The sequence below is a fragment of the Sorangiineae bacterium MSr12523 genome, assembly GCA_037157775.1.
GTDB lineage: Bacteria > Myxococcota_A > Polyangia > Polyangiales > Polyangiaceae > Pendulispora > Pendulispora brunnea.
On the sequence record CP089982.1, the window covers coordinates 5,663,997 to 5,677,709 of the forward strand.

General features: G+C 63.7%; 11 protein-coding genes and 1 pseudogene. 4 read left to right on the forward strand and 8 right to left on the reverse strand.

What is annotated here, in order from left to right; all coding sequences use genetic code 11:
* Window positions 1-33 precede the first annotated feature (33 nt).
* Window positions 34-729: an alpha/beta fold hydrolase gene (locus LZC95_21665; GenBank protein ID WXA99416.1), complete on the reverse strand. Its 696-nt coding sequence runs from the start codon at window positions 727-729 to the stop codon at window positions 34-36.
* Window positions 730-911: 182 nt separating this feature from the next.
* On the opposite strand from LZC95_21665, the gene LZC95_21670 reads away from it, so the two are divergent.
* Complete coding sequence (locus LZC95_21670; GenBank protein WXA99417.1) at window positions 912-2,495, forward strand: amidohydrolase; 1,584 nt, start codon at window positions 912-914, stop codon at window positions 2,493-2,495.
* On the opposite strand, the gene LZC95_21675 is transcribed toward LZC95_21670, so the two are convergent.
* The 5 genes from LZC95_21675 to LZC95_21695 are packed head-to-tail and all read right to left on the reverse strand — an operon-like array spanning window position 2,485 to window position 5,059.
* The gene (locus LZC95_21675; GenBank protein WXA99418.1) at window positions 2,485-3,075 is read right to left on the reverse strand and encodes a hypothetical protein; all 591 of its coding nucleotides are present in this window, start codon (window positions 3,073-3,075) and stop codon (window positions 2,485-2,487) included. The genes LZC95_21670 and LZC95_21675 overlap by 11 nt on opposite strands.
* 45 nt (window positions 3,076-3,120) lie before the next feature.
* A complete protein-coding gene (locus tag LZC95_21680) occupies window positions 3,121-3,531 on the reverse strand; it encodes a hypothetical protein (GenBank protein WXA99419.1) in 411 nt (136 codons plus the stop codon).
* Complete coding sequence (gene queD, locus LZC95_21685) at window positions 3,521-3,877, reverse strand: 6-carboxytetrahydropterin synthase QueD (GenBank protein WXA99420.1); 357 nt, start codon at window positions 3,875-3,877, stop codon at window positions 3,521-3,523. The genes LZC95_21680 and queD overlap by 11 nt, the downstream gene beginning before the upstream one ends.
* Before the next feature lie 7 nt (window positions 3,878-3,884).
* Window positions 3,885-4,280: a dihydroneopterin aldolase gene (locus LZC95_21690; GenBank protein WXA99421.1), complete on the reverse strand. Its 396-nt coding sequence runs from the start codon at window positions 4,278-4,280 to the stop codon at window positions 3,885-3,887.
* Window positions 4,281-4,282: 2 nt separating this feature from the next.
* Window positions 4,283-5,059, reverse strand: a complete 777-nt coding sequence (locus tag LZC95_21695; protein ID WXA99422.1) for an SDR family oxidoreductase — start codon at window positions 5,057-5,059, stop codon at window positions 4,283-4,285.
* A 126-nt stretch (window positions 5,060-5,185) separates the two neighbouring features.
* Here LZC95_21695 and LZC95_21700 point away from each other — a divergent pair.
* Window positions 5,186-6,304 (forward strand): annotated as a pseudogene (locus tag LZC95_21700) (DEAD/DEAH box helicase).
* Window positions 6,305-6,315: 11 nt separating this feature from the next.
* On the opposite strand, the gene LZC95_21705 reads toward LZC95_21700, so the two are convergent.
* The gene (locus tag LZC95_21705; GenBank protein WXA99423.1) at window positions 6,316-10,464 is read right to left on the reverse strand and encodes a hypothetical protein; all 4,149 of its coding nucleotides are present in this window, start codon (window positions 10,462-10,464) and stop codon (window positions 6,316-6,318) included.
* A 421-nt stretch (window positions 10,465-10,885) separates the two neighbouring features.
* Between LZC95_21705 and LZC95_21710 the strand changes: the two genes are divergently transcribed.
* Both LZC95_21710 and LZC95_21715 read left to right on the forward strand, forming a co-directional pair.
* Complete coding sequence (locus tag LZC95_21710; GenBank protein WXA99424.1) at window positions 10,886-11,803, forward strand: hypothetical protein; 918 nt, start codon at window positions 10,886-10,888, stop codon at window positions 11,801-11,803.
* Window positions 11,804-11,897: 94 nt separating this feature from the next.
* Window positions 11,898-12,749, forward strand: coding sequence for a hypothetical protein (locus LZC95_21715; GenBank protein ID WXA99425.1), 852 nt, complete (start codon window positions 11,898-11,900; stop codon window positions 12,747-12,749).
* A 200-nt stretch (window positions 12,750-12,949) separates the two neighbouring features.
* On the opposite strand, the gene LZC95_21720 is transcribed toward LZC95_21715, so the two are convergent.
* On the reverse strand, window positions 12,950-13,459 hold the full coding sequence (locus LZC95_21720) for a hypothetical protein (protein ID WXA99426.1): 510 nt from the start codon (window positions 13,457-13,459) through the stop codon (window positions 12,950-12,952).
* Window positions 13,460-13,713: the final 254 nt, after the last annotated feature.

Consider the following 13,713-nt stretch of genomic DNA (forward strand, 5'->3'; position numbering starts at 1 on the left):
TCACAGGAAGGCGGGAAGACGGGAAGCATTTTGTTAGGCTTCCACGCCGTAAACGCGGAGAAACGCGTCGGCCTCCGCACAGATGCGCCCCAGGGATTTCACGAGCTCGTGCCCATCGTCCACCTCCACGAGGCGCACGTGGCGCTTTCCTTTCGCCCACGCGCGGGTCAAGTCGATGCTGGCCACGTCGTCCGAGATGCCGTGCACGATCAACGTGGGCACGCGCACCTGCGGCCAGCCGCCCGAGCGCGTGTCGATGGATTCGAGATCGCGGATGAAGCCGAAGTCGACGGTGGTGCGCTTTTTCTCGGCGTGATCGTCGATTTCGAGCGCGTCGGTCTCCTGCCAACGGCGCCAATCGTCCTCTCCGAGGCGCGCGCGCCAGCGCGGTGCGATGCAAAACGCTGGCGCGAGAAGTACCAGTGCGCACACACGCGGGTCTTCTTCCGCCACGCGGCACGCCGTGAGCCCGCCGAGGCTCGATCCAAAGAGCACCACGCGATCGTCGGCGCTGCCGATGGCGTCGCGCACCACGCGCATCATGGCGGAAAGGCGCAAATGCTCCAGCGAGGGAACGCGCAGATTCAAACGCTCCACGGCGATGCCGCGCGCGGCGTAATGGTCGGCGATGGCGACGCCCTTCGACGATTGGGGACCCGAAGCGAAACCATGCAAGTACAACCAGCGGGGACCGGGATGGGGCTGCGGCGGAGTAATCGTGGTACGCATATTCGACTACTCATTAGGTCATATCGACATCGAATGCACTAGCTACTAGGGAATGTTCGCTTTATCTGTCGTGCCCGCGAATGCGGACTCTCCAAAAGATTTCATGGCTGGTTGCGCTGGTTGGTATCGCTGGATGCGCAGAAAAGGATATCGACCCGTCGGTCCAAACGACGTCGGACGAAATGACATCCAGCAAGCATTGCACGCTCTTCCACCACGGCAGGATCTTCACCGGTGAGGGGCATGCCGAGGCCATCGGCATGTGCGGATCGCGGATTGTCTTCGTGGGGAACGCGCGTGAGTTCCGCGAGCGACGCTACGACGCGGTCGACCTTGGCGGGCGCACCGTGGTGCCAGGCATCGACGATGCGCATGCGCACGTGCTGGGGATCTCGGGCACCCGATTGAACACGGGCGATTTCGTGCCCGGTCCGGGGCCCGATCTCGACGAGGTGAAGGACATCGTTCGCAAGGGAACGACGGCGCACCCGCCGGGAACGTGGCTCGTGGTGACCGTCGGCGAGGCCATTTTGGCCGATCCCGATGCGACGCGCTTTGCGCTGGATCCCGATTCGCCCGACCACCCCGTGGTTCTGCGTTCGTGGACCGGGCATGGCACGGTGATCAACACCCGGGCGATGAGCACCCTGGGCATCTCCGAGACGGAGGCCGATCCCTTCGGTGGCCGCTACGTCCGCGTGGCCGGCTCGAACGTCATCAATGGCGTGGTCCAAGAGTACGCCGAGCACCTGTTGAACCGCAGGCTCTTCGACCGAACGAGCGATGCGGATTTGGTGGCGTCGTACCGCGCGTTCGCCAACCAAGCCGTCAAGTTCGGCTACACGAGCATCCAGGACATCCCCCTGGGTCTCCCCCGTGCGCGCGCCACGAGCGTGCTATCCATGGCCGCACTTCCGATTCGAGTGCGATCCATTTGTTTTCCGCTCACGGTCGACGAGCCTTGCGACAGCCAATGGCCGGCAGGAACATCGCCCGGGAAGAACACGCTCAGCGGGTTGAAATGGATCACCGACGGCACGCCGCTCGAGCGCAACGCCTTTCTCGAAGCACCCTACGCCGACGCACCCGATTTTCGCGGCGTCTTCAATTTCTCCGACACCGCCCTCCGCGCCATGCTCCGGCGCAGTCTGCGCAGCCAGCGTGAGCAGCGCGAGCAGCCGATCTTCCACACCGTGGGCGACGGCGCGCTGGACGATGTGCTCGATGCGGCGCGGAGTTTCGGCCCGAGGGCGTGGCGCGGTCGCCGCTTTCGTATCGAGCACGGTGACCTCATTTTTCCGCAGCATTTCGCCTCGCTGCGCAGCCTCGAGGCGACGGTGGTTCAAAACCCTCTCCACCTGGCGCTGCCCGATCTGATGCACGAGCGCCTCGGCCCCCCGCGCGCGTCCACCATGCAGCCGCTTCGCTCCCTGTTGGAGCAAGGCATCGGCCTGGCCTTTGGCACCGACTCCATCGGTGCCGTGGCCTCGCCGTGGCTCGACATGTATTTCGCCATCACGCACCCCACGCACCCCTCGGAAGCGATTTCGCTCGAGCAGGCCCTCCTCGCCTACACACGCGGCGCAGCCTACGTCGAGTTCGCCGATCACGAGAAGGGCACGCTCGGACCGGGAATGTTCGCCGACTTCGCGGTGCTCTCGCAGGACATCTTTCGCGTCATCCCCAGCGATCTACCTGCTACGACCAGCGTACTCACCGTGGTGGGCGGTCAGGTCGTGTGGGACTCGGGCCAAATCACCAGGTGATGGAATAGGCGCAGCTGGCGCCACTTTGCTTGCGGCAGGTGTTCGTGCGGACGTGTTCGACGAACGCGTACGGTTCGAAGCGCAAGGCGAATCCGAAGAGGATGCCTCGGTCGATGTCGCACGGATACGGGTTTTCGCACACGATGGTGATGCGCTTTTCGCCCGGGTGCGGATGGTACCAATAATGGCCAATCCCCTCGGTCATCTTCCCGGTGGCCGTGTCGAACATGAGCTTGCCATTTTTGCGATGATTCAAATGGTACGCCACGTCGATCGACTCGAAGGCACTCTGCATGTCGACGATCGTCGGCGGGAGTGCGGCATTCTCGGGAATCCGCTTTCCAATGGTGAGCGTCTTCGACGGACCGACCGCCTCGCTGATCTCGAATAGAGCGGCCAGGTAATTCTCCATCGGCCACCAATTGCGCGGATCCGGAACGAACTTTCCCTCTTTCTCGATGATGCCCAAACCGTGCTTCGCGAAAATGCGATACGCGATTTTCGGTATCAATCGAAAAGCGGCGATGACATTGGCAACGGCGTCGTATCCGTTGACTTCGAGTCCGGGCTCCAGGCGCATGTTTCGGTCGGGAAAAGAAAGGATACGAAAGCTCTGTTGCCCTTCTTATTGAAGATGATCATCCCGGACAAGCGTGTTCGATCCGACCGCGCGCGCCAAATGCGCGAGGGCTGCGGCCACGCTCGTCGACAGCTCGACCAGGGGCGTCTCGCCGGTGCGCACGTACACGAGGAAGTCGCGCGCAATGACATCGTAGCGCGCGCGATGGCGCAGCATGCAGAGTGCGCTGCCGTTCTTCAACGTGAGGCGCGGACCCTCGAGGGCAATGTCCTCGGCGAGCGGCTTGCCATATCGAGCCATCACCTGGTCGAGCACGGCCAAAGGCAACTCCGCGTCGAGCTCTCCATCGATCACGATGCGAACGCCACCTTCACACGACGACAGGCGCGTCCCTTGGAGCGTGCCATCGGGACGAAGGTGCTCGTCGATGGTGAGCGCCGGGCTCTCAAGCGCCACGATAGACGCAGCCCGAGGTGCAGGTTTCGCGAACCACCACTTGGCTGAGGCCCGGAAGACCGGGCTTGAGGCGATCCCAGATCCAGCGGGCGAGGTTTTCGCTCGTCGGGTTCTCGAGGCCCTCGATTTCGTTCAAAAGGTAATGATCGAGCTTGGCATGGATGGGGCTGAAGGCCTTGGTGAGATCGGCGAAGTCCATCACCCAGCCTTGGGGCTGCGCGAGCGGGCCTTCGACGTGGATCTCCACGCGAAACGAGTGCCCGTGCAGCCGCCGGCACTTGTGCCCCTCGGGCGTGTGCGGCAGATGGTGTGCGGCCTCGAAGCGAAACTCTTTGAAAATCTCCACGATGGTTCTACTCCGTCTGCCGGCGCTCGATGGTGATGCCCGCCGCCGCGGCGTCGGGAAACACGTCGAGTTTCTCCAGCCGCACCCGCACCAACCGAACGCGCGGATCCTCCAGGCCGATGACGGCGACCTGCTCGGCGAGGGTTTCCAGCAATTTGACCCGGGCCGCGCGCACACAGGCCCGAACCCGCTTCACGATTTTCTCGTAGTCGACGACCGCGTGAAGCTCGTCGGGCAGCGGGCCGGGATCCTCGCGCACCGACAGGTCGATGTTCACGCGCAGGCGTTGCGCTTGTTCGCGCTCGGGCGCCGGCACGCCGATGAAGCAAGGGATCATCAGGTCACGGATGAAAACGTGGCGGAGCTTCTGCCCTGCATCGGCCATCGTGTGTCGCTCGTACATGGTCATTCCTCGAGGTCGTCCGGGCCGGGGGGCGCCCAACCCAAGTGCTCACCTCCGTCGAGCGCGAGCATCTGCCCGGTGACGGAGTGGGCTTCGATGAGAAAATTCACGGCCTGGCTGATCTCTTCCGGGCTCGCGCCGCGCTGGAGCGGAAGCCGCTCGACCTGGCGCGCGAACTGCTCGGGCGATTGATGCACGCTCGGCAAGACGGGCCCGGGCCCGACGGCGTTCACGCGGATGCGCGGTGCCAGGGCCTGGGCCATCGTCCGCGTGAGGGTCCACAAGGCCGACTTGCTGACCGTGTACGAGATGAAGTTCGGCGACAGGTTCCACACCCGTTGATCGAGCAGGTTGATGATGCACCCCGAGTGCGTCTCGGGAAGCGTCCGCGCGAAGTCCTGCGAGAGCACGAAGGGCGCGCGCAGATTGGTCTCCAAGTGGAAATCCCACGATTCGCGGGTGGCGTTGGCCACTGTGTCGTACTCGAACGTGGAGGCGTTGTTGACGAGGCAGCCCAGCGGGCCGATGGCCTCGATCGCACGGCCGACGACGGTGTGCATCTCCGCCTCGCGCGAAAGATCGGCGGCGAGCGCCACTGCCTGACCGCCCTCGCCGGTGATCTCTGCGACGACGGCCTCGGCCTCGGCCCGCGAGCGGCCGTAGTGCACTGCCACGCGAAAACCGCGGCGAGCCAGGCCGAGGGCGATGGCCCGGCCGATGCGCCGGCCGCCCCCGGTGACGAGCGCGGCGCGCGAGAGACGTGGAAGAGTCGCGTGCATGGGCGCAGGCATATAACACGGCCTTGACCAACGTCACTCTGTCGAGTAGAGCGAGCGCGCACTTACGGGCCGTTGCCGGCCTCCGCCGCAGGCCGTAAGCGATACTAGAAAGAGCAGATCCTTATAGTGACCCTCCAAACCTCGGCGTTTTCGCCGCTCGGTCTGTCCACGCCGCTCTTGCGCGCCGTTCTGGACGAGAAATACGCATCCCCATCCCCCGTTCAAGCGGAGGTTATCCCGCACGCCCTCGCAGGACGCGACGTGCTCGCGTGCGCCCAAACAGGCACCGGCAAGACGGCCGCCTTCGTTCTCCCCATCCTTCAACGCCTCGCCGCAGAGCCCCCGCCGGGGCACCGGCCCATTCGCGCCCTCGTGCTGACCCCCACGCGCGAGCTCGCCGCACAGATCGCCGAGCGCGCGTCCGTGTACGGGCGCTACCTCCGGGTGCGCCACGGCGTCGTGTACGGCGGCGTGAACCCGAACCGGCAGGAGGCCGCCCTCCGCACGCAGCCCGATCTTCTCGTGGCCACGCCGGGGCGCCTGCTCGACTTCCTTCGCCAGGGCGTCCTCCACCTCGACGAGGTCAAGCACTTCGTCCTCGACGAAGCCGACCGCATGCTCGACATGGGCTTTCTTCCCGACGTGCGCCGCGTCTTTGCTGCGCTGCCGGCGACGAAGCAGGTCCTCTTCTTCTCCGCGACCATGCCGCCCGCCATCGAGGCCCTCACGCGCACCATGCTGCGCAATCCGGCACGCGTGGCCATCAAGCCGGCGGTCACCACCGCGGAGCGGGTCGATCAGTCGGTCATGTTCGTCGACCGCGCGGACAAGCGAAAGGTCCTCGAGAGCGTGCTCCGCAAGGCCGACGTCGAGCGCGCCATCGTCTTCACCCGCACGAAGCACGGCGCCAGCCGCCTCTCCGCGCAGCTCGACCGCGCGGGCATCGCCGCGGCCGCCATCCACGGTGACAAAACGCAGAGCGCGCGCGAGCGGGCGCTCGATGCCTTCCGAAACGGCACCACCCGCGTCCTCGTCGCCACCGACGTGTTCGCGCGCGGCATCGACGTCGACGGCATCTCGCACGTCATCAATTTCGACCTACCCAACGTGGCCGAGAGCTACGTGCACCGCATCGGCCGCACGGGGCGTGCCGGCGCCTCGGGTCGTGCGATCTCCTTTTGCGATCGCGAGGAGCGCCCGCTTCTCAACGACATCGAGCGCTTCATCCAACGCCGTCTGCCGGTGCAGCAGCCCGCTCACGCGGCGACGGCGATGCCCAATGTCTCGCGCAAGTTGAAGTAGGGCTCGCTCACGCTGAAGACGACGAGCTCCTTCAATTTGTCCGAAGGAGCCATGTCGCCCGGAAGCTGCGGCTCGGCCATGATGACCTTCTTGGCGATCTCCAGGTCCGCGCAGAGCAAGAGCCCCGCGCGGATCGCGGTGACCTCCACGGTCTGAGCCCACTTCTTCAGGTCGACCTTCATCCCATCGTCGATGAAGCGCTGCACCACCACGCGAAGCGAATCGCGCTGGATCGGCTGCATGTACTTCGACAGCTCCTGCGCCGCGCCCTTCACGCCCTCGGCGATGTCGGCCGGCACGTTGAAATCGGGCTTCGCGATTTTGATGGCGGCGAAGAACATCACCTTGAGTTCGTTCAACGACGGGAACAAATTCCGCATGTAGTGCCCGCCGCGGTAGTACGCGAGGTGCTTGCCCACGATGAACGTGAGCTCCTGCGGCGTGAACCCGCTCAGGATCGTCTGCCCGGCGACGCTCGCCGGCGGCGAGTACGGCACCGCGAGCAGCGAGCCTTGGATGTCCGGACGGACGTAGAGCTCCGGTGCCGGCACGCCCAGCACCTGCGCCGCCCAGCCGAAGGTCTTCGCCAAGGTCACCGTGCTCGTGACCGGATCCTGCCGGTAGCGCCGGTCGAGCACCGGCAGCTGATTCTGCGCGCGAAGCTGGTTCAACTTGGCCACGATGGCCGCGGGAACGAGCATCTCGAAGATCTTGTCGACGTAGAGATCTTCCTCGGTGTGCAAGAGGCTGCGGACCCACTGCTCGTTGCCCAGGCGGCTGCGCACTTGGAGCATCCGGCGCGGGCGGTAGCTTTCGAAGAACTGCTGCTCGCCCTCGTCGGCCTTGCGCAAGAAGGACAAGGCGGCGCACAAGCACCACGCGCGATCGTACTCGTGACGGCGCAAGTACAGCTTGCACATCGCGCGGTACGGTTCGATGCGCATCGGATCCTTGGTGAGGATGCGCGAGTACTCGGCAATCGCCGAGTCGGTCTGATCGGTAGCTTCGAAAAGCTCGGCCAGGATCTCGCGATCGATGGTGCGCTCGGGGTGGGCGGCCTCCCCTGCCCTCGCCGCGAGCTTGAACGCTTCGATGGCGCTGGGTACGTCGTTCAGGCGGTCGCGGTAAATGAGCCCCAGGCTGTGCCACAGGTTGTTCTGCAGCTCCATGTCCGTGCTCTTGGTCAGCCGCCGCAGCATCTTCCGGAACGAGCGTTCCAGCGCCTTCCAGTCCTTGTTGACGGTGAGCATCTTGACGATGCGCTCGAAGGCCTCGAGCAGCCCTGGATTGAGATCCAGCGCCTCGTTGAAGTGCTCGATGGCTTTCCCTTCGTCGCCCAGCTTGTCGCGGTAAACCTGGGCAATCGCGTAAATGTATTTGCTCTTGCGCGTCGGATCGCGATCGAGCGACGCCATGGTCCAAATGGTCTCGATGACCCGCGGCCAATTCTCCGTCTGCTGGCAGAGCGCCACGATGCGATGCATGAGCGGATAGCAGTCCGGCTTGAGCTTGAGCGCGTCCTCGAGGCACTCCAGCGCCTTGAACAGATCCTTGGCCTTCTGCTCCCAGAGATCGGCCATTTCCAGCAGCATCTGGTAGCGCTTTTCGGGATCGCTCTCGCTGTCCAGCTGGCGCTTTTTGAGGCCGGCCACCTGCTTCCAGTCCTTTTGATCCGTGTAGAGCTTGATGCACGCTTCGAGCGTGGGCTGGTGCACCTCGTTCGAGGTAAAGGCCTTTTCGAAGTTGGCAATGGCCTGTTTGGCAAAGCCTTGCTCGCGCTTCATGCAGCCAAGTTTGAAATATACGTCGGCGCGTAATTCCTTTTCATCCTGCGGAAGGGACGTCAAAAGCTTGTGGTATCGGGTGAGCGCCCCGTTCCAATCGCGCATGTTGAACGCCGCATCGCCAAGACCGCGCACGGTCTCGAGATCGGTGACATCGAAGCGGTACGCCGAGGTGAAGGCTTTCAGCGCCTTGTCGTTCTTTCCGAGCGCCAGCGCCACCTGACCCTGCCGCTTGAACAGCGCATGCTGCTCTTCGCGCGGGCGCTTGTTGCCGCCCTTGCGAATGACCAGCTCGATCGGTCCCTCGGCCTTCGCCCACTCTTTGCGCTCGATGTACTCCTCGATGAGCGGACGCGCGGCCTCCTCGTTGTCGTCGTCCGCCTGGTACGCGGCCTCGAACGCCAAGAGCGCACTCTTCGAGTCGTTCATCTTGTCTTTGTGCAGATTTCCGAGCTCCACGAGAAGCTTGGAGCGCGTGCGCGCATGCGGCGTGTGACTCTGCTCCTGGTCGAGGTAGCGAATCGCGCGCTCGTAATCGCTATTGTCCATCGCGATTTTGCGCGCCGCCGCCAGGGCGCGGACGTGCGTCGGATCGAACCCGATGGCCAAATCGTAGCGATCTTGCGCCTCGAGGCGGTTGCCGGTCTTTTGCTCCAGCGCCTTTCCAATCTTGAAAAAGGCCTCTGCACGCTCCTGCGGATCGCGCGTGAGCTCCGCCAGGCGGGTCATGTGCTCGAGTGACTGATTGGAATTACCCTGCCCCTCGTACAGCTTGGCCAGCGCGGCATTGGCCTCGACGTTGGAATCGTCCATGGCCACGATGTGGCGGTAGGCGTCGATGGTCCGCTTGGGATCGGGCAGATCGTCCGTGTGGATCTTGGCGATGGCCGCATACAGCTGGACCTTGATTTCCCGGCTGGTGGCAATCTCCAGGTGCCGCTCGTACGTGCGAACCAGCTCGCGCCACTTGCGCGTCCGCTGGTACATGCGTTCGAGCACCGCGTACGCGTCCTCGTGCGTGTCGTCGATCTCGAGCACTTGCTCCAAACGGCGGGCCGCCTGGTCGTGGCGAACGAAGTGTTCCTCCTCCAACTTGGCCAGCCGGAGCAAGATCTCGATGCGCTCGGCGCCCGTCTCCGCCACCTCGACCGCCGCCTCGAGGACGCGTTGCAGCTCCGTCCACTGGTGAAGCGCCTCGTGCACGCGGGCCAGGCCGAGCATGGCCTGGAGGTTCGTCGGATCGGCGTGCAGCACCTCGCGGTAGACCTCGAGCGCGCCCGCGTTGTTGGGCATCATCTCTTCGATCTGCGCGTAATAGGCATGCGCGTATTGCGTATGCCCATTGAGGTTATGCCATTTGGCCAAATGCATCAGAATGCGAATCTGGTCTTTTGGCTCTTTGCGCTGCTCGAGCCACCCGGTGGCCGTGCGAATCAGCTCCTCCCATTGGCCGGTCGCACCGGCGACGCGCTCGATGTAGCGCGCGGTTTCGCCGTCGTGCACGTCCTCTTCGAGCGCGCTCATCAGGGCGACGAACGCCTCGTTGGCGTCGCCCAACCCCTCCTCGCATACCTGGGCAATCTTGTGCAGAAGTGCGATTTTCTCGGTCTTCCCGGGCCCGGCATCGAGGCGCGCCAGGAGCAGATCGATGAGCTGCGGCCAGCGCGAGGCGCGCCGGTGGCGGCGCTCGAGCTCCTCGAACGCTTCCGAATTGTGTGGGTCGAGCTCGAGAATTTTTTCATACGCCGCCGTAGCGCCATCGGGCTGACGGAGCATCTGAGTCCAAATCGTGGCGATGCTTCGGTATTCTTCGATTTTGGTGGCACGGTCCCGCAGGATCTCCGCGCGCATCATTTTGATCTGCACCACGTCGGGCCAGCTCTGCATGTCGCGGTACATGTTCTCCAGCGAATCCAAAGCCTGCGGATCGGCGTCGATTTCGAGGAGTTTGCGCCACGCCTGCGCGGCTTCTTGGTGCCGGCCCAGGTGACGGCTGTAGATCAAGGCAAGTTCGCGGTAGATCTCCTTGAGCTCCTCCGGATCGAGGAGGTGCGAAGCGCGCCCAACGATTTGATGAAGGGCGTGGACGAGCTGATTGGCATCTTGTTGGCGGCGACGGATGGCCGCAATCGATCGAAGCGCTACCAAGTTCGCATAATCGATTTCGAGAATGCGTTGGTAATCGACAATCGCCTTGTCGTCCCGGTGGAGCTTATCGAGGAAGATCCTCGCCCTCCGGGTCAGGATGTTGAGTCGGTCGTCCTCGTTGGGGACGAGGGCAAGCGACCGTTCGAGGACCTCGACGAGGTCCCGCCACATCTGCTGTTTTTCGTAGAGGTTAGCTAGAGCCGCAAGCGCTTCCGGGTCCCCCCACCTTAGATCGAGTGCCACTTCACCATGTACGATGGCGCCCTCTGGTTACAGGGTGCGACTCTGCGGCATATTTGCTCCGTCCCCCCTCCCGCTCCCGCTCCAGCTCCCGAGATCTCAAGTGGGAGAACCTCGGGAGGGGGAGCGGGAGCGGGAGCGGGAAGAACGGCTCCGGTTGAGCAATTGCCGCTCAATGCATGCGCAACCTTTGCCCACGGCACGCAACCATCGCGCAATACGAATGTGGATATATTCCGTATTCGTTAATCATGAATTTAAACTTTGACTCATCGAAGCTGCATGATAGTGCGAATTCATACTGAATCGCAGGCCCTCACGTTTTCACTTTTACACGACGAAGGAGAGGCGAATGACATTGCGTGTAGCTTTGGGTATCGGTCTATTGGTGCTCGCGGCCGGGTGCGCCGCGAACGGTGATGCGGATACGGGAAATACGACGGAGAATCCCATCGCGAAGCCGTCGAAGATGTGGATCGGCGCCGACGTGAACAAGCCGGACAACAAAATTGGCTCGTGGCTCGCGGAATCCGACGAATTCGGACCATGGCGTGTTCGCCGCTCGTTCAATTCGGGTTTGCCGAACCATATCGACAAATCGGCCGCCGCCAAGGACGCGGAGAACAAGGTCATTTCGTTCCTCTCGGTGAAGCCGCCGACCATCGGCGGTGTGGCCAAAGGGAAATACGACGACGACATTCGTTCGCTCGCCGCCTCGTTTCCCACGGACCACACGACGTACCTCACGATGTACCACGAGCCCGAAAATGACATGGACGGGCCCACGTTCGTGGACTTATTCAGGCATTTCTACAAAGTCGTGAAGGAAGCGAATTCACATATCCAAGTTGGATACGTCGCCATGTCCTATCAATGGCGTCCGGGCTCCGACTCCACGAAGAACCAAGATGACTGGTGGCCCGGCTCCGACGCCACCGACTTTCTTGGCGTCGACGACTACAACGAGGCCACCACGAAAAAGCGCACCCATGCGGGCAACGATCCGCAGTTCCAGCGCTGGTACGATTGGGCGAAGACCAAGGGAAAGCCGTTGGCCGTCGTCGAATTCGGCCGGATGGAAAATCCGGACGACCCTGGCGCGCGCGCAACCGATCTGCTCGCGACGGAGACGTACCTCCGCGACAAGGGCTTCTTCATGTTCCTCTATTGGGATGCCACCGGAACCGGAAACACCGACTGGCGGCTGAGCGGCGGGGCCACACGGGACGCCATGCGCGCCATCGCCTCGCGCGGTCAAACGGGCTGGTAGGCGCCCGTCCGGGAATGCGTTCGGAAACTTCGGCGTACCGACGCTGTCTGCCCTTCGTAGATCCTACGTCGGGGAGCAACGTACGAGGTTTCCGATGGTCAACCGGTACATCGTCACCAGTCTCACGTGCGCGTTGGGGGTGCTGTCCACCGTAGCGTTCTACGAGGGCAAGGAGGCCCTCGGAAAGAACCGGCACCCTTCCTCCATCTCGAAAGAACCCAAGAAGGCGCCGGCCGAGGCCGCCGGCGCCGCGGGCATCGAGGATGCGCGGCAGCAGTTGGCGGACTCGCTGATCCGGTGCCAAGACGAGCTGACCCGGACGCTGCACGGCGGCGCTTCTGACGAGCAGCCCACGGCTGAGCTAAGCCTCACGAGCGAGCCGCTTACCGGCCAGCCGGCCCAGCCGCAGCCTCCCGTGGAAGATCGCTTCGATCCGAGCCCGGATGAGTGGCAACGCCTTGCGCAGCGCGGTCAGGTGAAACTGAGTCGCCCGTGCATCATGGGCGACGACTGGGAGCCGGTGGAGGGCGATCTGCAGTCCGTGGGCCTGGGGTCGCGCGATGCCCAGACCGTGGCCGAGGCCTTTCGTGCCGCCAATGCGCGGGCCTGGGAAAGCACCCGCGCGAGCTGCGCCGAATGGCTCGGCGCCGATGCCCGGGTGGCGGAGCGCATCGGCGCGGAAACGTGTGAGTCGCTGCTCGACCAGCATGCCCAGGAAGACGAGGGTATTTTCCGCCACGTCGCGGAAGTCCGCGCGGGCTCGCGCAACGAGGGCACCACCCAGGGCCATCCCCTGGAGCGGTACTACCTCGCCAAGACGCGCGAATTGAAGGACTTCGAGGCCGATCTCACGCGCCGCGTAGGCGCGGACGCCGCCCGCCGCATCACGTCATCGACGACCTTTTGCATGAACCGCGAAGAGTGGCCCCCCACGGACCGGGAGTGAGCGGCTTCAGAATTTGAACAGGGAGAGGGGGAGGCGGGGAGGGATACGGCACAAATCCCACCGCGCACCGAGGCTGGTTTGGGTTTTCACTTGGCTCACGAAGCCAACTGAAAACAAAAAAAAAGCCTTGGCACTCGGTGGGATTCGCGTTGTTTCCCTCCCCGCCTCCCCCCCTCCCTGTTCAATCATCTCCAGCGCAGCTAGGGCGCCTTGGCGAGGTTTTCGACGATGGTGACGCCGGGCATGGTGCGGAAGATGGCGGGGTCGAGGCGCAGCTTCGAGGAGCGGCTTCCGCCGCCTACGACGACCCGCGCGCGGGACATCACCGCGGCGTCGACGAACAACGGTAGCTCGGGGGGCAGACCGAAAACCGTGACGCCACCGAGAATCATCCCGGTGATGCGCCGGGTCTCGTCCGCGTCGGCGAAAGAGGCGCGTTTGCATGCGAGCTGCTGGCACACGGCCTTGTTGACATCGAGCCGCGTGGTCGCCAGGAGCACGCACACCGCATATTTGCGCGGCTCGCCCTTGCTGGCCACCAAGATTGCATTGGCGGAATCTTCCATTTCAATTCCGTAATGGGCACAAAACGCAGCCGTATCCGCCAGGGCGGGATCACACGGCAGCACCTCGAAATCGGCACCGACGGCGCGCGCGTGGGCATGGACACGGTTCTCGATGGTCGCAATATCGTCACTCTTCTCGTGCATGGGCATTGTCGACTAGGGCAACGACCGCGGCGCGCCAAGTCCAACACGCTGTTAACGCAACTTTCGATGGTTCGTCCCGGGTCTGGCGAACATGTTGCAGTCGAGCAGCGGTAGCGGGAGAACCCCGGCGAGGCCGGCGCCCTCGTCCGTTTCTCGTGCGAGGATCGCCGGGCGCGGTGGCGATCCTTTTTTGCTAAACCACACATCGCGCCGGTCCCGCCGGTTTCCTCCCGCTGCCGCGGTTCTCGCACGGC